This is a genomic window from Phocoenobacter uteri (assembly GCF_900454895.1).
In the GTDB taxonomy this organism is placed as follows: domain Bacteria; phylum Pseudomonadota; class Gammaproteobacteria; order Enterobacterales; family Pasteurellaceae; genus Phocoenobacter; species Phocoenobacter uteri.
Genome location: NZ_UGTA01000001.1, coordinates 1,156,760 through 1,179,529 on the forward strand (window position 1 = coordinate 1,156,760; position 22,770 = coordinate 1,179,529).

Annotated in this window: 32 protein-coding genes; 22 read left to right on the forward strand and 10 right to left on the reverse strand. The window is 35.3% G+C overall.

Features of this window, described 5'->3' with window-relative positions; translation table 11 throughout:
- The first annotated feature begins 1 nt into the window (after nucleotide 1).
- The 5 genes from DYE60_RS05210 to DYE60_RS05230 all read left to right on the forward strand — a co-directional run bounded on the left by DYE60_RS05210 (nucleotide 2) and on the right by DYE60_RS05230 (nucleotide 2,652).
- Nucleotides 2-511 (forward strand): phage major tail tube protein, encoded by a 510-nt coding sequence (locus DYE60_RS05210; protein ID WP_115315577.1) that lies wholly within the window; start codon nucleotides 2-4, stop codon nucleotides 509-511.
- A gap of 51 nt (nucleotides 512-562) precedes the next feature.
- The gene (locus tag DYE60_RS05215; protein ID WP_115315578.1) at nucleotides 563-871 is read left to right on the forward strand and encodes a phage tail assembly protein; all 309 of its coding nucleotides are present in this window, start codon (nucleotides 563-565) and stop codon (nucleotides 869-871) included.
- A gap of 32 nt (nucleotides 872-903) precedes the next feature.
- A complete protein-coding gene (locus tag DYE60_RS05220; RefSeq protein ID WP_342767606.1) occupies nucleotides 904-1,014 on the forward strand; it encodes a GpE family phage tail protein in 111 nt (36 codons plus the stop codon).
- A gap of 103 nt (nucleotides 1,015-1,117) precedes the next feature.
- Nucleotides 1,118-1,555, forward strand: coding sequence for a phage tail protein (locus DYE60_RS05225; RefSeq protein WP_115315579.1), 438 nt, complete (start codon nucleotides 1,118-1,120; stop codon nucleotides 1,553-1,555).
- A complete protein-coding gene (locus DYE60_RS05230; protein WP_115315580.1) occupies nucleotides 1,552-2,652 on the forward strand; it encodes a phage late control D family protein in 1,101 nt (366 codons plus the stop codon). Before DYE60_RS05225 ends, DYE60_RS05230 begins: the two co-directional genes overlap by 4 nt.
- A 40-nt stretch (nucleotides 2,653-2,692) precedes the next feature.
- On the opposite strand, the gene DYE60_RS05235 is transcribed toward DYE60_RS05230, so the two are convergent.
- The 5 genes from DYE60_RS05235 to DYE60_RS05255 all read right to left on the reverse strand — a co-directional run bounded on the left by DYE60_RS05235 (nucleotide 2,693) and on the right by DYE60_RS05255 (nucleotide 5,622).
- A complete protein-coding gene (locus DYE60_RS05235) occupies nucleotides 2,693-3,223 on the reverse strand; it encodes a hypothetical protein (RefSeq protein ID WP_115315581.1) in 531 nt (176 codons plus the stop codon).
- A gap of 130 nt (nucleotides 3,224-3,353) precedes the next feature.
- Complete coding sequence (locus DYE60_RS05240; RefSeq protein ID WP_115315582.1) at nucleotides 3,354-3,614, reverse strand: excalibur calcium-binding domain-containing protein; 261 nt, start codon at nucleotides 3,612-3,614, stop codon at nucleotides 3,354-3,356.
- Nucleotides 3,615-3,630: 16 nt separating this feature from the next.
- Nucleotides 3,631-3,960: a hypothetical protein gene (locus DYE60_RS05245; protein WP_115315583.1), complete on the reverse strand. Its 330-nt coding sequence runs from the start codon at nucleotides 3,958-3,960 to the stop codon at nucleotides 3,631-3,633.
- 72 nt (nucleotides 3,961-4,032) lie between these two features.
- The gene (locus DYE60_RS05250; protein WP_147285445.1) at nucleotides 4,033-4,833 is read right to left on the reverse strand and encodes a WYL domain-containing protein; all 801 of its coding nucleotides are present in this window, start codon (nucleotides 4,831-4,833) and stop codon (nucleotides 4,033-4,035) included.
- A gap of 111 nt (nucleotides 4,834-4,944) precedes the next feature.
- The gene (locus tag DYE60_RS05255; protein ID WP_115315585.1) at nucleotides 4,945-5,622 is read right to left on the reverse strand and encodes an XRE family transcriptional regulator; all 678 of its coding nucleotides are present in this window, start codon (nucleotides 5,620-5,622) and stop codon (nucleotides 4,945-4,947) included.
- A 142-nt stretch (nucleotides 5,623-5,764) separates the two neighbouring features.
- Here DYE60_RS05255 and DYE60_RS05260 point away from each other — a divergent pair, with 142 nt between their 5' ends.
- From DYE60_RS05260 to DYE60_RS05335, 17 genes are all read left to right on the forward strand, one after another.
- A complete protein-coding gene (locus DYE60_RS05260; RefSeq protein WP_115315586.1) occupies nucleotides 5,765-5,962 on the forward strand; it encodes a transcriptional regulator in 198 nt (65 codons plus the stop codon).
- A 27-nt stretch (nucleotides 5,963-5,989) separates the two neighbouring features.
- A complete protein-coding gene (locus tag DYE60_RS05265) occupies nucleotides 5,990-6,244 on the forward strand; it encodes a hypothetical protein (protein ID WP_115315587.1) in 255 nt (84 codons plus the stop codon).
- 18 nt (nucleotides 6,245-6,262) lie between these two features.
- A complete protein-coding gene (locus tag DYE60_RS05270) occupies nucleotides 6,263-6,586 on the forward strand; it encodes a hypothetical protein (RefSeq protein ID WP_147285446.1) in 324 nt (107 codons plus the stop codon).
- Nucleotides 6,587-6,627: 41 nt separating this feature from the next.
- The gene (locus DYE60_RS05275; protein WP_115315589.1) at nucleotides 6,628-6,921 is read left to right on the forward strand and encodes a hypothetical protein; all 294 of its coding nucleotides are present in this window, start codon (nucleotides 6,628-6,630) and stop codon (nucleotides 6,919-6,921) included.
- Between the two features lie 116 nt (nucleotides 6,922-7,037).
- Entirely contained in the window at nucleotides 7,038-7,298 is a 261-nt protein-coding gene (locus DYE60_RS05280; RefSeq protein ID WP_147285447.1) for a hypothetical protein, read from the forward strand.
- 14 nt (nucleotides 7,299-7,312) lie between these two features.
- Entirely contained in the window at nucleotides 7,313-7,636 is a 324-nt protein-coding gene (locus tag DYE60_RS05285; RefSeq protein WP_115315591.1) for a hypothetical protein, read from the forward strand.
- Between the two features lie 3 nt (nucleotides 7,637-7,639).
- Complete coding sequence (locus DYE60_RS10215) at nucleotides 7,640-7,792, forward strand: hypothetical protein (protein ID WP_172460367.1); 153 nt, start codon at nucleotides 7,640-7,642, stop codon at nucleotides 7,790-7,792.
- Nucleotides 7,783-8,019 carry a hypothetical protein gene (locus tag DYE60_RS05290; RefSeq protein WP_115315592.1) on the forward strand — a complete coding sequence of 79 codons (237 nt, stop codon included), beginning with the start codon at nucleotides 7,783-7,785 and terminating at the stop codon, nucleotides 8,017-8,019. The genes DYE60_RS10215 and DYE60_RS05290 overlap by 10 nt, the downstream gene beginning before the upstream one ends.
- Nucleotides 8,003-8,191, forward strand: a complete 189-nt coding sequence (locus DYE60_RS05295) for a hypothetical protein (protein WP_115315593.1) — start codon at nucleotides 8,003-8,005, stop codon at nucleotides 8,189-8,191. Before DYE60_RS05290 ends, DYE60_RS05295 begins: the two co-directional genes overlap by 17 nt.
- Complete coding sequence (locus tag DYE60_RS05300) at nucleotides 8,191-10,500, forward strand: replication endonuclease (RefSeq protein WP_115315594.1); 2,310 nt, start codon at nucleotides 8,191-8,193, stop codon at nucleotides 10,498-10,500. The genes DYE60_RS05295 and DYE60_RS05300 overlap by 1 nt, the downstream gene beginning before the upstream one ends.
- A gap of 45 nt (nucleotides 10,501-10,545) precedes the next feature.
- On the forward strand, nucleotides 10,546-11,091 hold the full coding sequence (locus tag DYE60_RS05305; RefSeq protein ID WP_115315595.1) for a phage N-6-adenine-methyltransferase: 546 nt from the start codon (nucleotides 10,546-10,548) through the stop codon (nucleotides 11,089-11,091).
- Between the two features lie 14 nt (nucleotides 11,092-11,105).
- Nucleotides 11,106-11,378: a DUF6378 domain-containing protein gene (locus DYE60_RS05310; protein ID WP_115315596.1), complete on the forward strand. Its 273-nt coding sequence runs from the start codon at nucleotides 11,106-11,108 to the stop codon at nucleotides 11,376-11,378.
- Nucleotides 11,368-12,072, forward strand: a complete 705-nt coding sequence (locus DYE60_RS05315) for a hypothetical protein (protein WP_147285448.1) — start codon at nucleotides 11,368-11,370, stop codon at nucleotides 12,070-12,072. The genes DYE60_RS05310 and DYE60_RS05315 overlap by 11 nt, the downstream gene beginning before the upstream one ends.
- A gap of 10 nt (nucleotides 12,073-12,082) precedes the next feature.
- On the forward strand, nucleotides 12,083-12,274 hold the full coding sequence (locus DYE60_RS05320; protein ID WP_174894763.1) for a helix-turn-helix transcriptional regulator: 192 nt from the start codon (nucleotides 12,083-12,085) through the stop codon (nucleotides 12,272-12,274).
- A 364-nt stretch (nucleotides 12,275-12,638) separates the two neighbouring features.
- Nucleotides 12,639-12,899, forward strand: coding sequence for a S1 RNA-binding domain-containing protein (locus DYE60_RS05325; protein ID WP_115315598.1), 261 nt, complete (start codon nucleotides 12,639-12,641; stop codon nucleotides 12,897-12,899).
- A complete protein-coding gene (locus DYE60_RS05330; RefSeq protein WP_279525342.1) occupies nucleotides 12,853-13,356 on the forward strand; it encodes a S1 RNA-binding domain-containing protein in 504 nt (167 codons plus the stop codon). Before DYE60_RS05325 ends, DYE60_RS05330 begins: the two co-directional genes overlap by 47 nt.
- A gap of 1,005 nt (nucleotides 13,357-14,361) precedes the next feature.
- Complete coding sequence (locus tag DYE60_RS05335; protein WP_115315600.1) at nucleotides 14,362-15,399, forward strand: porin; 1,038 nt, start codon at nucleotides 14,362-14,364, stop codon at nucleotides 15,397-15,399.
- Nucleotides 15,400-16,281: 882 nt separating this feature from the next.
- On the opposite strand, the gene nagZ is transcribed toward DYE60_RS05335, so the two are convergent.
- The 5 genes from nagZ to rimO all read right to left on the reverse strand — a co-directional run bounded on the left by nagZ (nucleotide 16,282) and on the right by rimO (nucleotide 22,752).
- Entirely contained in the window at nucleotides 16,282-17,292 is a 1,011-nt protein-coding gene (gene nagZ, locus DYE60_RS05340; RefSeq protein WP_115315601.1) for a beta-N-acetylhexosaminidase, read from the reverse strand.
- Nucleotides 17,293-17,413: 121 nt separating this feature from the next.
- Nucleotides 17,414-18,058: an adenylate kinase gene (gene adk / locus DYE60_RS05345; protein ID WP_115315602.1), complete on the reverse strand. Its 645-nt coding sequence runs from the start codon at nucleotides 18,056-18,058 to the stop codon at nucleotides 17,414-17,416.
- 67 nt (nucleotides 18,059-18,125) lie between these two features.
- Complete coding sequence (tcdA, locus tag DYE60_RS05350) at nucleotides 18,126-18,893, reverse strand: tRNA cyclic N6-threonylcarbamoyladenosine(37) synthase TcdA (protein ID WP_115315603.1); 768 nt, start codon at nucleotides 18,891-18,893, stop codon at nucleotides 18,126-18,128.
- A gap of 102 nt (nucleotides 18,894-18,995) precedes the next feature.
- Nucleotides 18,996-20,930 (reverse strand): ABC transporter ATP-binding protein, encoded by a 1,935-nt coding sequence (locus DYE60_RS05355; protein ID WP_115315604.1) that lies wholly within the window; start codon nucleotides 20,928-20,930, stop codon nucleotides 18,996-18,998.
- 487 nt (nucleotides 20,931-21,417) lie between these two features.
- On the reverse strand, nucleotides 21,418-22,752 hold the full coding sequence (rimO, locus tag DYE60_RS05360; RefSeq protein ID WP_115315605.1) for a 30S ribosomal protein S12 methylthiotransferase RimO: 1,335 nt from the start codon (nucleotides 22,750-22,752) through the stop codon (nucleotides 21,418-21,420).
- Nucleotides 22,753-22,770: the final 18 nt, after the last annotated feature.

The following is a 22,770-nucleotide window of genomic DNA, read 5'->3' on the forward strand; positions in this document are numbered from 1 at the left end:
AATGGCATTACCAAGAACCTTAAAATTGATGAACGTCTTTTTAAACGGCGATTCATATTATGGCATTGCGAAGGAAGCTGAATTGCCAAAATTAAGCAGTAAGTTAGAAGATTACCGCGCAGGTGGAATGTTTACTGAAGTGGGGATCAACTTAGGGATTGAGAAATTAGAACTGACTCACAAATACGCAGGTGTTGATGAACATTTTTATACTGGTTTTGCAGAAGCGGAAATTAGCAAAGAAATGATTCGTTTTGCGGGGAGTTATGAACGCGATGACACAGGCGAAGTGACCCCCGTTGAAGTCTTAATGCGTGGACGCCACCAAGAAATTGACGGTGGAAACAGTAAAGTGGGCGAGATTGGGGAAACCACAATCAAATCTGCTCTAACCTATTACAAACTCACTATGGGTGGTAAAGAAATTATTGAGATTGATACGCTCAACACAATCTTAAAAGTAAACGGTAAAGATGTATATAAAAAACATCGTGAAGCGATTGGTCTCTAATTTTTAATTTAACGGGCGTGGAATGCGCCAAAATCATAAAGGAAAAATACAATGAAAAAACAAGTAACTTTAAGTACTCCTATTAAACGTGGCAATAGCGAAATTAAAGAAGTCACAATTTTAAAACCGAATGTTTTAGCCTTAAAAGGCTTGAAACTACTTGATGTAATGCAGTTCGATGTCAATGCTTTAACGGTGTTGTTGCCGCGTGTAACAAAGCCATCGTTAATTAAAAAAGATATTGAACAGCTTGAAATTGCCGATTTTACTAAATTATCCACTGAACTTGCAGGTTTCTTCGGTTCTGAATCAGAAGAAGATGAAGAAACGGGAAAGGACGAAGCAACACTCAATGCTTAATCACTACCTGTGTTGAAGATGCAATTGCTGATATTGCGACCGTCTTTCATTGGCAACCGAGTACATTTGATAAAATGTATTTAGATGAATTGATGGAATGGCGAGAGCAAGCACGCAAACGCGTTGAGACAGAAGATGAATAACCCAAGCGGTAAGAAATTGTAAAAATACAACAAAATCTTACCGCTTATTTGTAAACGGTATATTACATTTTAGCTTACCAGGAACAACAAAAAGAGAAAGTAAATGCTACAAAATTCCGCAATGATGAGTTTAGGCTATTTTGTCTTTACTCGTTCCACCATTCCCTACCAAGAAACTAACCGTGAATTGAGTTGGCGACACCCAACAAATGCAGTTGTGGGTGGTTTGCCACGCACGCAATTCACAGGAAAAGAGAGCGAACAAATTACCATTTCAGGTACGCTTATGCCTGAAATTACAGGGGGTGATTTAAGTATTAAACTACTTGAATTAATGGCAGAAAAAGGTAAGCCTTACCCTTTAATTGAGGGAGCAACCTTTATGATTGTGGGTTGGTTTGTAATTGAAAGTATCTCGCATTCAGGCAGTTTCTTTTTTGGTGATGGTAAAGCACGTAAGATTGAATTTTCAATGAATTTAAAACGCGTGGACGATTCTATTTTAAGCAATATCATTGATGATGTATTGGATTTTGTATAATGTGGCTTAATGATTTAGTTAAAAACAGTAACCATAAAACGCCGATTATCTCTCTAACGGTACGACCAAAAGACGGTGGTAAAAAAGATATTTCACAGCTGATTTCTCATCGTTTAATTAGTTTAACCTTAACTGACTCTCGTGGATTTGAAGCTGATCAACTTGATTTAACCTTAGATGATAGCGATGGTTTATTAGACTTACCCCCACGTGCTGCAGTTTTATCTCTCGGTTTTGGTTGGAAGTCGGAAAGCATTGTGTATAAGGGCGAATATACGGTTGATGAGGTGGAACACAGCGGAAGCCCTGATATTGTAACTATTCGGGCAAGAAGTGCGGATATGCGTGGCTCATTGTTGGAACACAAAGAGCGTTCATTTCACAAAAAGACAATCAAGAAAATTGTGGAACAGATTGCGGGGGAAAATAAACTTACACCAATGGTGGGTAAAAGTTTCTCCAACCAAATCATCGAGCATATCGACCAAAGTGGCGAAAGCTCTATCAACCTATTAAGCCGAATGGCGAAAGAATATGATGCGATCGCTACGGTGAAAAATGGGAATTTATTATTTATTGAAACCGGACAAGGAAAAACTGCAAGCGGTCAAGTTTTACCTGAAATTTACATCACACGAAATCAAGGCGATCAACACCGTTATGCAATCGCCGAAGGGGAAAATTACAAAGCGGTGCGTGCTTATTATCACGACATCAAAACAGGCAAACGTGAGCAGGTTTATTTTGATGCAAACACCAAAATTGAGAAAACTCGCAAAAGCCAAAAACTAAAACAGACAAAGCCCGCGATTACCGATTCAGATAATATCAAAACCATTCGCCACACTTATAAATCTAAGCAGGCTGCTAAAAATGCGGTAATCCGAGAATTTAAAAAACTCGGACGTGGCACAGCAACCTTTAGCCTAAGCCTTGCACAAGGCAATCCTGAGTTAATGCCGGAATTGCCGGTGAAAGTGGTTGGGTTTAAAAAGGAAATTGATGTGAACAAATGGATTATTAGACAGGTAACGCACAACATCAGTGCAGATAGTGGTTATACGACAGGGATTGAATGTGAGTTGAAAGGGGAATAAAAAAACGGAGCGATTGCTCCGTTTTCTCAAAATATAATTATTAGTTAATTTTTTCAGGAAAAATATCAAAATATTGCTCAAACAATCTTTGATACCAAGCAATTTTTACACAATATTTATCTATATCAAAACCATCAGCTACAATCTGTTCATTATAACAACGTTGCTCTAATGCAATCAGTGTTGGAGGTTCTTTATTATCGAGGGCAAACATTCTCGCTTCAACATCGGTAATTAAATCATCTGAAAGCGTTGACTTGATTAAATCATTTTCTAATTGTGAAAAATCCTGTAAAAAAGACTGATGATCACGGGCTTTATTTCCAAACCCCACAACCAAAGCCAAAGCAGAAAAAATGGCTAAAATAATACTAAAAATCCATACTAAGTTAGGGTAAGCAGAGGCATAGGAACATACTGCCCCAGAACTTAGCACAAGACTAACAAAATTAGTCATTTTTTCCCAAAAAGCAAAAAAACGAATACGATATTGATGATAGCGTTGTGAACGGCGAATATCAAAAAGGAGTGATTTTTTACGTTGCTCCAAGACTTCTGTTGATTTTTTCATTTTTCTTATCCTCATCATTTGGATTTGGTCTAGTTCGTCTTGTGAAGTGATCATCTTCACACTGTGTTAGTCTATAACCGTTCATCTTTTTTGCTCCTGTTTTTTTATTGTTTGATCAGCTTTAACAAATCTATTTCTTCTTCCCTTTCTTTTTACTTGATTTAGATTTTTCTTTTGGCATATTTTCGCCATTACTACCGCAAAGACTTTCACAAGGAATGCCGTCGTGATCTCTATCTAGGCGTTTTTTACCACATTGTTTGAGTTGATAAACTGCCTCTGCACAAGATGACATTTTTTTACAGGTTTTGCTATTGCACGAATAATTAGAAGACGCAAATGCTGAACTAGAAAAAATGGCAAGTATTGAAATTAAAAGTAGTTTTCTCATTTTACGTCTCCTCTATTTATTGACAATAAGCCGTACCTAAATTAACCCATTCGCCAGTTTGAGTAAGTTTTTGAATATCAATAACGCGAACTAAAACATTTTTACCTTTGAATCCCTTGTCATTGAGTTCCATACAAACATATTGAGCATAGCCATCACGATTAGTGTTATCATCAACCACACCAACTTTAAATGTATTTGAAGATGTCCATATAGCGTCTATTACTTTTGGTTCACTATCGCTGATAAAATAGTTTTTTACATCTTCCCTTGCTTTATCTAAATTATCTGCACTTGCAAAAGGAACACAGATAAATAACGCAATAATTGTTAGTAATTTTTTCATTTTAAGTTCTCCTTATTTGATTAAATAATAATTGCTACAAAATCTATTCTTTTTTAAACCGCTTTCAATATCCTACTCATTCAAATAAGTCTCTCTAAATTCATCTTCACTTAAAATCAGAACACCTTGTCTTTCTGCTTGGGCTTTTTTAGTTGGACCTGCATTGCTACCACAAACCAAAATATCTAAATTTTGTGTAACTGATTTTCTTACGATAAAATCACCTGTCAATTCAGCGTCTAATTCTAATTCTTCTCTATCAGCTTTCTTAAATCCTGTAAAACAAACTTCGAGGGTTGGATCATTATATTTGCTATCTAAATTTAGATATTCCTTAAAATCATCATCTAGGTCATCAAGTTCTATATCGTAGTTATCTCTCAACCAATCTTCTTTTGTTGAAATTAAACCTGTTTCTAATTCAATAATTTCATCGCCAATTCTTTCAAGTTTAAATGTTCGTGTATCTCGTCTATTTAAGTCATAACCTTCTAAGTAAGTTTCATCTACTTCTCTTACACGCACTTTTCTACGAGTTGGATTTCCGTGATAGTCCACATAATCAAATTCGATAACATCTCTATTGATAGTGCTTTGTTTTGGTGTTGTTTTTACTTTTTTAGGTTCTACTGAAATTTTAGATTCTGGTTCAGTCTCAGGTTCAAAAATACTTTGTGTTGGTTTTGTATCTAAGATAGTTTGACTTTTATCAGATTTATTTTTAGGTTCTGTCTTAAAAGGCTTTATTGTTTTTTCTAGTACTTTTTCCTTTTTTCTATTTTTAATCTTTTCCCATATTCCATAACAGCCACCAAAAACCAAGAAAAGAAGAAAAAGAATTGCTGTTACATCCTCGCCTAAGATTTTACTCATTAGAGTAAGTACAAGGCATAAAACAATCCAATAGAAAAAACACTTTAACATTTTTAACCCTTTATTTTACATACAAAAAAAGGAACTCCATTTCAGAAGTCCCCACTAAAATTAACCAAATTTTTTCATTGTTTGTGATTGAGAATAAAGCACTTTTGCACGAATTCTGAAACTCTCTTCATTCTCCATTGAAATTGACCAAGGTTTATAATAGTCATTATCTGAAATCACAAGCAATTCTTTACCCATAAATTGTAGGCGTTTTACTAATAGTTGACCGTTGAACGTGAACACATAAACGCCATCACCGATAAAGGTGTTGATACTGGTGTCCACAAAAATCAAGTCGCCACTTTCAAAAGACGGTGCCATTGAATCGCCTGAAACGTTAATCAGTCTGATATTGTCTGCATTTGCACGATTGAAATATTGTGTAAAATGCTCGTCTGCGTAGCCGATATAAGAAATATTTTCAACAAAGTCACAATTTTCAATACCAAATCCTGCACTGGCTGAAACATCTAGCACTGGCACACGAATAACATTTTCATCATCTGCAAATTCTTGATCAGATTTAACCGCTTGTGGCGAACCTTCACCGGTTTTTAGCCAAACAGGATCAACACCAAGAGCCTGTGCTATTTCAAATAAATTTCTAGGCTTCTTAGTTTTTCCATTAATAATTAGGCTAATCGCATTCTGAGAAACATTGATCATATTCGCAAGTTCTTCTTGTGTAATACTTTTATCATTCAATGTTTTTCTCAGTCTTACTGATAAATCATTCATAATTTTTCCTTATTTATAGTTAATATAAACGTTTTCTTTTAAATTCTCAAAAAGAAAACGTTTATATTTTAAAATAAATCTTGTATTATTATATAAAGATCTGTTAATATACGTTTAAAAATAAAAGTAAAGGTTTAATTTAATGAATAAAACCATTGATAAAGCAATAAAGATATGCGGTTCTCAGTCTGTTTTAGCTGAAAAATGCGGTGTTAGTCAGAATGCTGTTAGCTTATGGTTAAGGGGATATGGGATTAACGCTAAATATCTTTTAAAAATAGAACAAGCCACAAACGGACAAGTTACCGTTGCCGATATTGTGGCAAGTGTGAGTGAGTAAACTAAAGTAACTAATAAGGAGTAATCAATGAACAACGAAAACAAACCACAAGTTATTACCATTACGTTAACGGGTGCAGTAAAAGATATTAAGGTATTTTTAGGTAACCATATAAAAGGAATTATCTTTTCCACTTGGTTAGTTGGTTTAGGATATTCACTTAATTATCCATCTAAACTTTTAACAGGGGTTGTCGGTGGATTATTAGGTGTTGGATTAGTGGTTATGGCTGAAAAAATCAATCAATACTTTAAAGCAAGAAAAGTGAATAAAAATAACTAATTTTAGGTTAGGGGAAACATGATGGACTTTTTAAGACTTGGTGATGAATATGGTAACTACTGTCAGCTTGTCAATATCAATGAAGTTCAGTCTATAAAAGTTATTGCTGTAATAAAGTGTATAGATGATGATTTTCAACCTGTTTTTGTAAAAATAATTCTTCGTAATGGAGTAGTAATAAAACACTTCACAACAGAAAAAGAACTTAGAAAAAAACTCAAATTAGATGGCTCATTTTCTAAGTTTAAATTTAGAAGATTGGACGAAACCAATCCAATAGATTATCCATTAGTTATGAAGCTTTGGGATGAATACATCAATGTTATTGATATAGATGAATAATATTGTAGTTAATAAGTTAAATAAGGTGTTAGGGGAAACAAATGTTAGTCGGCGAAAATATCAATAAAAGCAAAATCAAAATTAAAGGATTAGTACCTTGCCCTGTTTGTGGTAAAGGAGCTGTTTCTATCAGAACATCAGAGCAACTTTCATTATTAAGTTACTTAAAAAGATGTTGGTGTACTCATTATGGGTGTGGTGCAAAAATGAATGTACGCCTACTGATTGAAGATGTTCAAGTGCCTGATTTTAGGGAATGTCCTGAAATCAAGATGGCAAATAAACCATTAAGGGAGTTAGATCCCAATCAACAAAATCTACCTTTAGATAAATAATTAAACCTTAAAGCGATCAAATAACAAACGACTTAGCCTAAAAAATTAAGTCGTGGGTTTTTTGCAACCTAAATTTAATGATTTGAATGTTTTATAAACAAAAATGGGAGTTAAAAATGAGAAAAGAAAACCGTAGAAGACGTAATTTGAAATGGCGTTTTTATCGCAATATGCGAAAGCACCGTACGAATACGTTGGAGCTAGAAAAACAGGTTAAGGCATTGCAGAAAGCGTTCAAAGAGAGAGATGAACATATCTACACTTTGCAGCTTGTTGTACTTGACTTGCAGGAAAGAGAATCACAACGTTTTTTAGCAAGTAAAACGAAGAAAGAGCCTTTTATTATCCGTGTTTGGAAAAAGGTGTTTAAAAAGTAATTCGGAGGTTCGCAATGAAGATCAATAGTTGGCGTGCGTTACGTGAGCAAATGCTTTTAAACGAGAAGAAAAAGCATACACCAAAAACAAAACAAGATTGGTTTTTATTGCGTGACCGTTGGGCGAGATATACGCCTTCACACCGTGCTTTTGTGCTGAAAGTGGCAGGTATTCCTGAAACAGAGGATTGGACTGCACAAGATTTGGCGAATTTTAGCAAAGAGCAAATTAATGCGATCAGTTGGGCTATTCGTGACATTAAAACCTATGCCCACGCCGATAACATTATTTATGAGGCTTTAACCCGTGTATTAAAGCGTGTGTTGAGAAAGGAGTAAGCAATGGTTAATCCAACTCAGTTAGATATAGCGGTGCATTTTTATCATTTTTTTGCAAATAAATTTTATCAAACAGGTGAACAACGTTATTGGATAAAAACGTATAAGGCGTGGCAGATGATTGCGGAATTAAGAGGGAAACAACAATGGAATTAAAAGCGACCATGAAGAGAAGAGTATTTAATGAAGAAATTAAAGAAAATTCATCAATTGATGAAATTCAAGAATTCAAAAATAAATTACATGCTTTTTTTTATTTTGCAAATAAAGATATTTCAGAAAGTGTAGAGAGTGACTTCATTGTAGAACAAACTCAGCAAGTCCGAATTGATATTACTTGCACAATTAGAACACAGGAGCAGAAAAATGACGGGACAATGTAAAACCGTGTTCGCGACAGCGGACGGTATTTATAGAATTAAAGAAGTGAATTGCGGGCAGTTTTATGCGTTGTTCGTGCGTGGCACTTTTATTGATCGCTTTTATCGTTTTAGTGAGGCAAAAAAACGTATGGAAGCACTAAAAAAAGTGGCTATTCATGGGAGAGCCTGTTAATGGCTGGTTGGGATTGGCAAGCTCAACAAGAGCGAGCGAAAGAAGTTTATCAACGCAATTTGCAAAATGTGGCTGAAAAATTACCGCTTAATCAGGCGGAACTTAAGCCACAGCTTGATGATTCGCGTGCGACAACCAATCAGCTTGAATTGTTTGATTTGGTAGGACAAGAGGGCTTTGATTATGTGGAAGCCTTGTTAAGACGTTTGCCGACTAAACGTCAGCGTGAGTATTTTCGTGGCTTGTATGTGCGAGCGTATAAAAGCGTAAAAGATGATGGTTCGATTGGTTTTGCAATTGGCAATAAGCAAGTGGCTTATGCAAATGGCTATCTGCGTGATTTATTCGATAAACGTTTGAACCTGGTTTTAGACCAATATCAATTTGATTTTGAGTGGTTAGATCGTCGTGTTGCCGAGCAACGTGCTTATGATATTTATTTAAAAATCAAGGCAGGGCAAAAACGCGAGGTGATGGCGAACTTAGGCGATTATCAGCAATTAGAAACACCAAGCACGATCACTGAAATTTTAAGAAGTTGCTTAGGACGTAAACAAAAGAAAGCGTTACAGAAAAAAGCGGAAGTCCCTTTTTTCTTGTTGAATGAGCAACGCTTAAAAACGTTGGCAAAGAAATTAGCTGATAATTTTTTAGTACTGCAAACAGACTTTTTTACAAATCTTGCGAACAGTGGCAAGGATTTTTCTGATGAAGAAATTAATCAGATTATGACCGCTTGCTTTATTGAGTGTGGTGCGATTTGTAAAAAGGTTTGCTTTGAGATGCCTTATTGGGAGAATTTTGAAACAGCAAAACGTCCACAGATGAGCAAAATGCAAGGGGCATTAAATCGTATTACCAAAGAAGATTTTTGGTTTAAGCAACTACGTACTATTCAAAAAAGAATGGTTGAGCATATTGCGATTGCATGTGGCGAAGTGCAAAAGAAAGTCAGCCCTTATGTTTCCAAAGACGGCTTTCGTGATTGGAAAGCACAAATGCGTAAAAGCTATAAATTTTTAAAAGATATGATTATGGAAGACATTGACGACCCTAATGAACAGTGTGTGTTATTAGATGTATATTTGCGTTCTAATTCAAACCCAGAATTAAGAAGAATTGAAATGATGACACGTTTGCGTGGTGTTGAGGAATGGGCGGAAGAAAATGGGTTGATTGCTCTTTTCTTAACTTTAACCGCACCAAGTAAATACCACGCTCAACTTTCAAAAGGTGGACGCAATCCAAAATGGAATGGCGCAAGCCCACGTACAACGCAGGAATATTTAAACCGTGTATGGCGTCAATATCGTGCGTTATTAAGCAAAGAAGGGATTAAGGGTAGCGGTATGCGTGTGGCAGAACCACACCACGATGCAACACCGCACTGGCATTTACTCTTTTTTGTTAAAGCTGAACATAAAGAAAGAGCCGTTGAGCTTTTTGAAATGAAAGCCTTAGAAGAAGATGGTGATGAGCCGGGTGCAAAAGAAAATCGCTACGATGTGAAAGTATGCGACCGAACAAAAGGCACACCGGCAGGCTACATTGCCAAATATATTGCAAAAAACGTTGATGGCTTTGCTGATGATGGCATCGTTAAAGATGAAGCAAATGGATTAGTTTTAGAAGAAATTGATTTAAAAGAAAACTCAAAACGTGCGAGAGCGTGGGCGAGTTTATGGGGCATTCGTCAGTTTCAATTCTACGGTGCGGGCAATGTGTCGGTGTGGCGTGAATTACGTCGCTGTTTAGCGGGCAAGATTTCTGATGAGCGTTTGGAAGAATTACGCCTATTTGCTGATATGGGCGAATATGCGTGCTACTTGCAAGGGCAAGGCGGTGCGTTGGTTAAACGTGCGGATCAATATGCCAATCTTTGTTATGAAGAAAATGAGCCTAATCAATATGGCGAAGTTTCAAAGAAAATTACAGGAATTAAATCAGCATTGGAACAAGTAAAAACTCGCTTGAAAAAATGGGCAATCAAAAAGGCTGAAAAAGTAACACGATCATCAAAAAGTGATGAGGGTGCTGCAACAAAAAATACGGAGCTTTGCTCCGCTTGGACTTGTGTCAATAACTGTAACCAACCTAATAGCAAGGGTTTAGGCTATGTTTCAGTTAGCGACTACTTAGATCAGCACCCACAGGAAGTGAAACGGTTAAAAATGGCATTAAGTTGGCGTGGCATTCCTGAAAATTGGATAAGTAATAACCACGTTTACATACTTTTAAAAGGAGGAACGGTTAAATTAGATAAACAACACTGTATTGAATACGACGGTAATGAAATCTTATTGCAGTAAGCGGTGAGATTTTGGGGAAAATTTACGAAAAATAGGGGTAAAACAATGGGAAATCAAACGGAAAATACAGACTTATGGGCGACGCCTTTTTGGGTTACTGCTTTTGCTGAATTGTATTTTTTAAATTGTAAAAACTCTAATAAAAATAAAGGATTTGGATTAGATGCAGCCGCAAATGAATTTAATAGAAAATGTAAGAAATTTATTTCAAAAGAACAAGATGCTTTAAGCGTTGATTGGGCGAGTAAAAGTAAACGTATTTGGTGTAATCCACCTTACTCTGATCCATTACCTTTTATAGAAAAGGCAATCACAGAGTCAGAAAAAGGGGCAAAAGTTGTGATGCTTTTAAATGTAGATAATTCTACGAGATGGTTTGCTAAGTGCGTTCAACACGCTAATAAAATTGTATTTGTAACATTAGGACGAATACCTTTTTTACATAGCCAAACAGGCGAAGAAACCAAAGGAGCAAAACGCCCGCAAATGTTTGTCTTTTTTGACAAAACAAAAAGAGAAAAGTTATCAACAGACTATCTTTCTCTAAATGAAATAAGACAAATTTCACATTATAGACATTTAAGAGATTAAATAAGGAGTAAACAATGGAAAATCAAACAGTACAACAAACAATTAAAGAGCGTGGTGCGGTTTATGGGGATTTTGGACTTTATGCACAAATTGCTCAAGAGTTAAAAGGAATTATCTATCTATATGGTGAAAACCTTGATGGGCATCAATTAGAAGCACTTGAAATGATGTGTGTAAAAATAGGTCGTATTTTATCAGGTGATCCAAACTATGATGACAGTTGGAAGGATATTGCAGGTTATGCAATTTTAGGGGGTAATTTGGATAAGGGGAACGATGATGAGTAATACATTACTAGAAATTCAAATAAAGTCAGTTAGAGAGTTAAATGGTGAAGGCATTACATTCTGGGGAGGTAAAACTTGTATGGATATTCCAAAGCAAAGAAGTAATGGATACTCAGCAGATTTATATTTTGATGAAGCTAAATTTTTTCAACAACAACTTGAGCATTGGATAAACAAAAATATAGACAAAAGAGAGGAAACAACAATGACAGCAACGACATTTAAAACAGGTGATAAGGTATATTATCCGGATCACGATTGTAAAATTCATACACTTGAACGTGATGCGATGGGAAACCGGCTCTCAATTAAGTTAGATAGCGATCAGTGCTTCAATTCTTATGTTCCATTTACTAATAAGGGCTCTTTAGACGCTTCTGGGATTCAAAAAATATTTTTAGCAACTGAAGAAAATCACAAGCTACTTTCACAATTATATCCAAATATCGAATTTGAAAAACCTAAGTTAAGGGGAAGTGAATTAGCTAAGAAACTAGCTAAGGATCAATATATTTTAGCTTGGGTATCCCCTGTTTCAGACAAAGAAGCAAGAAACAGAACAATCCCTGATGTAATTAAATATAATAATGCTAATAACCGCTTTGAGTCAGAATATGGCTCTAAATGGGAATATGCTGTTCCTGTAAGATTAACTAAAAATGGAACAGTGGAAATCACAGAAGAGGTTAGATAAGGAGAGAATTATGAATGTAAATGACACGATGGTCAGCAAACCTAAACTATGTAAAATGACGACGCTCTCCTACCCGACCATTTGGCGAAGAATAAAAGCAGGGCGATTTCCCAAACCTTACCCTCTTTCCCAAAATCGCGTTGCTTGGAAACTCAGTGAAGTTCAAGCTTGGATAGAAGAACAAGGCAAAAATGTAATGTAGAAAGGTGCAGATAAATGGGCTAAAATATTAAATGAAATATTTTAGCCCATTTTTTTATTTATCAGTTTACTATGCACTTCAATATAATAAAAACAGATCCTGATCTTTTTACACCAAAAGCAACGGTATAAATGACGGTATAAAAATAACAAATAACAGGTAACAACTTGATTTTTATAAACTTTTATATTGATGAGATTATAGAGTGGGAATAATATTTTACTATTTCATATCGTTTCAGGACGTTTCAGAAATCACGATAAAGCCCTTATTAAAGGGCTTTTGTTGTTTCAGGGCGTTTCATATTTCAATTTATTGTCAGTATAATGAATTCTATCCCCCCCTTAATTAAGGAATAATAACAATGGATAACTTGCAAATAAATGATCTTGTGAAAGGTAAAGTTATACAAATTTCAACATATGGCATTTTTATTTTATTGGATAATGGACTCAAAACGCTCTGTCATAATACGGATATTTCATATAATAAAGTTAAGGCTAAGGATTTATATCAAGTTGGAGATAAAGTTCAAGCAAAAGTGACCAATATTGATAAAAGTAAAAAACCGTATAAGTGTGAGTATCAAAGCATCAAGCCCAAATCCTTATACGCTATTTTTTAACACTCACCAAATAGGCGATGTTATGTTAGGTGAAATCATTGAGGTATGTAATTATGGTTATCATGTAGAACTTTCGACAGATGTTGTAGGACTGGTACATAAATCGGAAATTACTTATTTTGATAGAAAACCTAAGACTGAAAATTACTATAAAAAGGGGGATAAAATTAACGTTAAATTACTAAAGTTTAATGAACAAAGAGTAGATTTAAGCATTAAACAAGTTGAACCCAACCCTTATGATATTTTTATTGAACAAAATCAAGTCGGTGATGTGTTAAATGGAGTGATTAGTAATTGCGTTAAGTTTGGTTATTTCGTGGAGTTAGTAAAAGGTGTTGAAGGGCTAGCACACATTAAGAGCAACATGAATACTCAATTTAATCAAGGTGATAGAGTTAGTGTTGAAATATTATCCATCAACAATAAAAAAATAGCGTTAAAAGTGCTTAAATAATCCATATACACAAAGCCTGACATAGTAATGTAAGGAAATTATCTGTTGATATTTCCTCTGTTTTAACGCTTGTTATTATAATTTTAGAAAAACACAATGAAAGGAGGAAATATGCGACATCTTACATCACGTATAGCGTTTTTGACATTAGTGATATTCAGTTAATATATACTCACCAATAAAACATACAAAAATCAGCGTAAAAAAACAAATGCCCCTGAGAACAAATTTTAGTATTTTTGCAAAATCTTTATAAAAAATGACCGCTTCATAATATGCATTCCCCAAATTGGAGGTAACATTTTGTTTTTTATAAATAAATGGTAATATCAAAATGAAACGTATTTATTATTTCATTGATAACATCAAAAAAGTAAGTCTTATACCCAAGCTTATTTCGTTTCAGTACACCTCAATTTTTCACAATAATATTTTCAGAAAATAACATTATTTCTCATCTCCACCTAACACACCTAAATTAAAAAAATGTTAGTTATTAACATAGAATAAATAGTGTTCATAATTTTTATCAAAAAACATCCATAGCACCAAATTCACAATCAAAATCAGCACGATAAATAACAAAAATCATCTTATTTATTCTATAAAAATAGCTAAAAAATTGAATCTAAATACTCGAAAATTGAGTATAATACAACAGTTAAATCTTATTACTTAGATAGGTAAAAGTATATTGTCATTTACAGAAAATAACATTATTAGTGGGCGTTTTTTATATTTCAAATACGACATTTTTAATAAAATTTAACCATCTTCAAATCTAAAAATGCAAATTTTGGGCAAAAAACGACCACTCAATTAAAAAAAATGAGACCTTTTTTCAAAAGTGTGAGCTAGATCATTTGACATTGTTATTATTTTTTGTATCATTTGCATGTTCAATATTCTTAGGTATGAGAATTATTGATGACAACTAGTTGTTTTATACCTTATAAAATAGCTTTTTAATTCAATTAAATTATTTAAAAATTTAAGGTGATTATTATGAAAAAAACTCTTATCGCGTTAACAGTTGCTGCATTAGCTTCAACTTCAGCTTCAGCTGTAACTGTATATAACCAAGATGGAATGAATGTTAACGTTTTTGGTGAAATCAAATACACATTAGGTCAAGACAAAATAACCGTTAAAGAAGACGGTGTTAAACAGCCTGAATCAACTGAAAGCCACACTAAGTTGAAAAACGCTGGAACTAAATTAGGTGTTCACGCTGACTACGATCTAGGTAATGGTGCATATGCATTTGGTGAATACAAACTTCAAATGAAATCAGGTGATGCAAAATTAGATAAAGCATTCATCGGATTTGGTCAAAAAGAAGTAGGTCAATTAAGCTTTGGTCAACAAGTAACTATGGCTGATGACATCGGTGAAGCTACTTTTGATAATATCTACGGTGTAGGTGTAAGCGTGCTTCCTACTGGCGGTGATCGTACAGTTGCTTACCGTTATAAAGCTGTTGATGGCTGGACATTCGGTGCAGACTATGTGTTTGGTGAAAATGGTGAAAAGAAAGTAAAATATGAAGCTTTAGGTTTTGAAAAAGAAGTGCCTCTAAAAAATGCATTCCAAGTTGGTGCTCACTACTCAAAAGATGCATTAACTTTTGAAGCAGGTTTAGGTCGCGTAAACCACAAATCTGTGGATTCTAAAGACGATTATGTTGATGCTATTGAAGCTGCATTTGGCTACACAATTGACAACGTACGCTTAGGTTTAGATTTAGGCTATGGTATTATGAAATATGGTAATGATAAAGATAAATTATTCCACACAGCTATGGGAGCAAAAGTTGCTGTAACTGATAGTGTAGATCTTTTCGGTACTTATGCATATACCAAAATTAAATTTGCTGACAAAGATGAAAAAGCAGAAAAAATTCATGGTTTAAACGTTGGTGTTGATTATAAATTAGCGAAAAATGTAAGTTTATTTGCTGAAGCTCAATATCAAAAAGGTAAACAAGACAAACACAAAACAACTCAAAAAGCTGTTGGTGTTGGTATGAAAATTGTATGGTAATCTAATTACTTAACAATTTTATAATCACAGTTGCAAAGAACCCATAAGTTACGGCTTATGGGTTTTTTGTTATAATAGATAAATCCATTTCATTATATAAAATCATCGTTAATAAATTTTCTAATATAGAAGAATACCAAGATCACATTAAAAAATTCTTAAATAACGGAATATTGAAGATAAAATCAGTACTGAAAGCCACTCTTATATAAAACGTGGAACTGTTAATAAAATACTATAACAATCACAACTTATTAAAATGTTTCTAGAACCTATTGTTGGAATAATAGCTCAAATAACTTTCATTTTTTGCACCAATTTTATCCCATTATGACACCTTAATTTTTTGCTTAAAATAAGCAAAGCTTCTTTCAATTTTATTTAAAAAGTTATGCATATTTAATTGATAAATATAAGAAGTAAGGAAGGCTTGTATTTAAACGCCTAAAAGTGCTATCAAGCCTATAAGAATAATGAGACTTACTAGTTTAGGATTTTATTTTACTCTTTTAATAACAGGACTGGTCGTTACAATGATTACATTGATACGTTGTTTATCTCTAAACGTTCCTATTTTCTTAATATTATAGCTATTATATTTTTCATATTTTTAACTTCATTCAAAAAGTCAATTAAAGCTTTATTGCATAGATTGCAAATAGCTTTCTAATATCACATCAAAAATTTAAAATAAGTTACACCTATAATAAACACAATATGTATAGGTTTACTTTCATAGACATTATTAGGATAACTTACTCTATTTTAGTATTATTGTGCTTTAAAATTTCATTCACAACGAGACAAATTCATACAAGATATCATGAAAATAATCATTGGCATAAGTTTCAATATCTTAGATTATTTTAATAAATCAACTAACTAACAAAATTCCAACCACTGCTGTTGTAATCGACTTAATTGCTGTGTGGCGGTTTTCCAACGAGTACTAGATTGTAACTCACGCCACGTAATGGTTTTACGCTTCATCAATGAAAAATGACGCTCTTTTTGTTGTTGGGTTGGAACATATTGTAAATTATCTAAAACCTGTATCACGCCTTGTGGTTCGTTGCAAAGTAGTAATAAATCACAGCCCGCCTTTAAGGCTTTTTGGCTACGCTCGACATAATCTCCCATAAAGCTCGCGCCTTTCATTCCAAGATCATCAGAGAAAATCACGCCATTAAAATTGAGCTGTTTGCGTAAAATGTCTTTTAACCAATAGTGCGAGCCACTCGCAGGTTGGGAATCGCATTGAGTATAAATCACGTGTGCCGGCATAATCGCTGAGAGTTTATTTTTTTGAATTAAGTTTGTAAATGGTACGATATCTTGTTCAAAAATAGTGGTTTTCGGGCGTTCATCAAAAGGCGTTTCTAAATGTGAATCGGCAATGACTCGCCCGTGTCCCGGAAAATGTTTACCTGTGGTTGCCATTCCAACTTCCAACATTCCATCGATAAATTGTTCGGCAATAGGTAACATTTCTCTCACCTGTGAGCCAAAAGAACGATCGCCAATCGCTTTACATTGATGACCTAAATCTAACACAGGGGCAAAACTGAGATCGATATCCATTGCAAACATTTCCGCCGCCATCACCCAACCGCTTTCTTTGGCAAGTTGTGGTTGATTTAAAGCTAAGAAAGATTGCATTGCGGGAAGTGTGGTAAAGCCGTCTCGAAAACGTTGCACCCGTCCGCCTTCTTGATCGACAGTTATCAATAATGGCTTTTTGATTTCTTTGCGGATAGATTGGATTAAGGCTTGCAACTGTGCTTTGTCGTGAAAATTACGGCTAAACAGAATCAGCCCTGAAACCAAAGGATGTTCCAAAATTTCTTTTTCTTCTTGGGTCAGCGTATAGCCTGCGATATCGATGAGTAACATAGTTTTCTCTATAATTAGTATTTATCTGATACAATAAAGCGGTCATTTTTTCAGAAAAATTTGCAAATTCTTCATAAAATTTAACCGCTTATCTTTTTGTATTTTAAAGTAAAATTTCAGCTTAACCTAAAATTTTATCTAATTCCGCACTCACTTCTTCTACTTTTTTCGTACCATCTAGTTTGAAATATTGAGTATTACCAGCTTGTGCTTCTTTACCATAGTATTCCACTAATGGTTTAGTTTGTTTGTGGTAAATCGCTAAACGATCTAATACGGTTTCAGGTTTATCATCTTGACGAATAATTAAATCTTCGCCTGTTACGTCATCTTTGCCTTCCACTTTTGGTGGATTGTAAACGACGTGATAAGTACGTCCTGATGGTTGGTGTACACGACGACCGCTCATACGCTCAACGATTACTTCATCAGCAACATCAAATTCTAAAACAAAATCAATCGCAACACCTGACTCTTTTAATGCGTCCGCTTGTGGGATTGTGCGTGGGAAACCGTCTAATAGGAAACCTTTTTCACAATCTGGTTGTGCGATACGATCACGCACTAATGCAACGGTTAATTCATCTGGTACTAATTTACCTTCGTCCATTAACGCTTTTGCTTGTTTACCTAATTCAGTGCCTGCTTTGATTGCTGCACGGAACATATCCCCTGTTGAGATTTGTGGGATACCAAATTTATTCATAATAAATTGAGCTTGTGTTCCTTTTCCTGCACCCGGTGCACCTAATAAAATAATTTTCATAAAATCCTCTTTGTTAATAAAAATAATGAATTCTTAATATGGCGTTAATTTTAACATTAAATCGCCATTAAATCTGCTTTAAAAGTTTATCAATCACACGACTTACTGCAAAAAAACCAAAAGTGGCAGTCACCACCGTTGTTGCCCCAAAACCATTAGCACAATTCATCGTTGCTGACACTTCACACCCCTCGCCCATTTTTGGAAAAATCAACGGCTGAGTTGAAAACACGCAATCCACACCAAATTTGCGTTTTGGATTCGTGCTGAAATTGTACTCTTTACGCAAAATATTCCGCACTTTTGACGCAAGGGGATCTTGGATCGTCTTGCTTAAATCGGTAATTTGAATTTGGGTTGGATCCGTTTGACCACCCGCTCCACCTGTCGTGATCAGCTTAATTTTATTGCGTTTGCAATAAGCAATCAATGCGGCTTTGGTTTGCACACTATCAATCGCGTCAATCACATAATCATAACCACGCATTAAATAGTCGCTCAAATTATCTTTAGTTAGAAAATCATCGATAATTTGCACTTCGCATTCAGGGTTAATCAGCTTGATACGTTCCTGCATTGCTTCAGTTTTTAGGTTGCCTATTTGCCCAGAAAGGGCGTGAATTTGGCGATTGATATTGGTGACGCAAATATCGTCCATATCAATCAAGGTAATCTTGCCAATCCCTGAACGAGCCAATGCTTCCACCGCCCATGAACCCACGCCACCAATACCAATCACACAAATATGCGATTGACGTAATTTTTCTAATCCCTGTGGCGTATAAAGACGACCAATACCGCCAAAGCGTTGCTCGTAGTTGTCTATTCTTGTCATAATTATTAAATTTATATTTGTTGTAGGAACAAGACATGCCTTGTTCTTTTTCATTATTTAATATGTTATTTCGACAGGGCGAGCCCTGTCGCTACGAATTATTTAAATAACCCCATTCTTAATATTTTCCAAAGTTTCCCAACGCTCAAACGCTTGTTCTAGCTCTTGTTCTTTGTCAGCTAATTTTTGTAATTGTGCTTTGGTATAGCTTGCTTCTCGTGCAAAAAATTCTGCTGAGTTTACTTCTTGTTGTAAAGTTTCAATCTCGGTTTCAAGCTGTTCCATTTTTTGTGGTAGGCTTTCTAGTTCTAAATTTTCTTTGTAAGAAAGTTTTACTTTTTTTGCATTTTTTGATGGAGAAACGACCGCTTGTTTTGGTTCTTCTTTTTTAAGCGGTGCTTTTTGTGCCACTTTTTGCGATTTTTCACGGGTTGCAAACACATTATCTTGTTGCTGTTTTGCATCAAAATAACCGCCTACATATTTATTGACCACGCCATCGCCTTCAAAGAAATAACACTCCGTTGCGGTGTTATCAATAAATTGACGATCGTGGCTCACGATAATGAGTGTGCCTTGATAATTCGTCAGCATTTCTTCTAACAACTCTAAGGTTTCTACATCAAGGTCATTGGTTGGTTCATCGAGAATTAACAAATTATTCGGTTTTAATAATAATTTAGCTAATAATAGACGGTTTTTCTCGCCCCCAGATAAGGCTTTAACAGGCGTTCTCGCACGTTGTGGTGGGAATAAGAAATCTTGTAAATAGCCTAAAACGTGACGTTTTACCCCATTAACTTCAACATCTTGCTTGCCCTCTGCCACATTATCCATTACGGTTTTTTCTAGGTCTAGTTCCGCACGATGTTGGTCAAAATAAGCCACTTCTAATTTTGTTCCACAATGCACTGTGCCTGATGTTGGCTGTAATTGTTCAAGCAATAATTTGATAAAAGTGGTTTTACCACAACCGTTTGTCCCCACCAACGCAATTTTATCGCCACGTTGAATCACGGTGCTGAAATCTTTTAATAACACTTTATTTTCAATGCTGTAATTTACATTTTCCATTTCAAAGACGATCTTGCCTGAACGCACTCGGTTATCCACAGTGACTTTAACATTACCTTGCACTTCACGGCGTTGCTGTCTTTCTTGGCGTAATGCTTTTAAGGCACGAACACGCCCTTCATTACGAGTACGTCTTGCTTTGATCCCTTGACGAATCCACACTTCTTCCTGAGCAAGTTTTTTATCAAACAGTTCATTTTGCAATGCCTCAACACGCAGATCTTCTTCTTTGGTGTTAAGATAAGTGTCGTAATCCCCCGAATAAGAGATCAATTTTCCACGATCTAAATCCACAATACGTGTCGCCATTTTGCGAATAAAACTACGGTCGTGGGAAATAAAAATAATACTGCCTTTAAACTCTAATAATAGGTTTTCTAACCACGCAATCGCGTCAATATCCAAATGGTTGGTCGGTTCATCTAATAATAAAATATCAGGATCAGACACCAACGCACGTGCCAACGCAGCACGACGCACCCAGCCCCCAGAAAGTTCGCATAAACGCATATCAGGGTTTAGCTCTAAGATTTTTAAAGTATCTTGAATTTTATTTTCAAATCGCCAGCCGTCGCCGTGCTCTAATTTTGCTTGAACTTGCGATAATTCATTCATTAACTGATCGGAATAATCCGTCTGCATTTGAGTCAAAATATGATGATATTCTTTTAATAAATCCGCCAAATGTGCCACACCTTCTGCGACATAATCAAACACTGTATCTTGAATATGGCGAGGTGGATCTTGTTCAAGCCTTGCAATCACAATATCTTTTTCAACAATTAACGAGCCGTCATCCAGTTTAACTTCGCCCGCAAGCACCTTCATCAAGGTCGATTTACCTGCTCCGTTTCGCCCCACTAAACAGACTCGTTCATTGGGTTCAATATGTAATTCGCTGTGATCTAATAAAGGTTGATTACCAAAACCTAAAAAAGCGTTAGAAAGATTTAATAAAGCCACGTTTTCCTCAAAGGCATAATATAAGAATAATTAGGGGAATTTTAACAGATTTATGAAAGGTTGTAAGCGGAAAGTAAAATAATATGGCATAGTTTAAGATATAGACTCTTAACTAAATTTCTGCTCATAAGGTATTTAAAAATAAAGAGGAAAAAACTCGAAAAAATCGCCAAAAGATATTACACGTCGAAAGAATATTCTAATTACTCAGCGTAAGAATATAGCAATTATTTTATATAAAAAACTACTTCTACCTTTACTTTTCGAGATAATCAATAAGCTCACCACTAAATACCCATGACTTCAAGTTACTAGGCGCAACGAAACTCTTACCATAATGACAACAGCATATTGTTTATTGATTGGTTTAAAGAAAATTTAAGGCTAGATGCCAAATATTTTTTTATAGTCATTAAAAAGTCGTTTAAAACTTAACTGAATAAGATTATCAACGACTTTTCCCTTTTATTCCTATTCTTGAAAAAAACTAAACCAACGTTCCCCACAAATCATACTCATCAGAATCAGTAATGGTTACATCAACCAATTCGCCGATTTGTATCGCTTTATTTTGTGGATTAGCAATATAAACTACGCCGTCAACTTCAGGAGCATCTGCCATTGAGCGACCAATAATGCCTTCACTGTCAATTTCATCAACAATCACAGTCAATGTTTTACCCACTTTTTGTTGCAAGCGTTGGGCTGAAATTTGTTGTTGAAGTTGCATAAAGCGATGGAAACGTTCTTCTTTCACATCTTCTGGCACTTGATCTGGCATATCTGTTGCCGTTGCTCCATCAACAGGGCTAAATTTAAAACAGCCGACACGATCTAACTGAGCTTCGGTTAAGAAATCTAATAACAATTGAAAATCTTCTTCCGTTTCACCCGGAAAGCCCACAATAAAGGTCGAACGCAAGGTTAATTCAGGGCAAATTTCACGCCATTTTTTGATGCGTTCCAACGTGCGATTGATCGAACCCGGACGTTTCATTGCTTTTAAAATTTTAGGGCTAGCGTGTTGCAATGGAATATCCAAATACGGCAAAATTTTACCTTGTGCCATTAACGGAATTAAATTATCCACGTGCGGATAAGGATAAACATAGTGCAAACGCACCCAAATGCCCAATGAACCCAGTTCTTCACATAAGCTCATTAAGTTATTTTTAATCGGTTTACCTTGCCAAAATACCGTTTTTGCTTGGCTTTCTTTACCCTGCTCTAACGCATAAGCAGAGGTATCTTGCGACACTACCAATAGCTCTTTTACCCCTGAATCTCGTAAGCGTTTTGCCTCATCTAATACTTGGGTAATCGAACGGCTTTCCAATTCGCCACGCAAAGACGGAATAATACAGAAAGTGCAATGATGATCGCACCCTTCTGAAATTTTTAAATACGCATAATGCTTAGGCGTTAATTTCACGCCTTGTGTTGGAACAAGGTTTAAATACGGATTATAAGCAGGTTTAGGTACATATTTATACACCTGTTGCATTACCGCTTCATAGCTATGCGGCCCCGTCACTTCTAACACTTTTGGGTGTACTTCACGAATGCGATCTTCCTTCGCCCCTAAGCACCCTGTTACAATCACTCGCCCATTTTCCGCCAACGCCTCGCCGATTGTTTCAAGGGATTCTTGCACCGCACTGTCAATAAATCCACAGGTATTTACAATCACTAAATCTGCATTTTCATAGGTCGGAATAATGTTGTAACCGTCGGTACGCAACTCCGTTAAAATGCGTTCTGAATCCACTAAATTTTTAGGGCAACCTAAACTTACAAAACCAATATTTGGCATTTTATTCATAAAAAATATCCCACAATA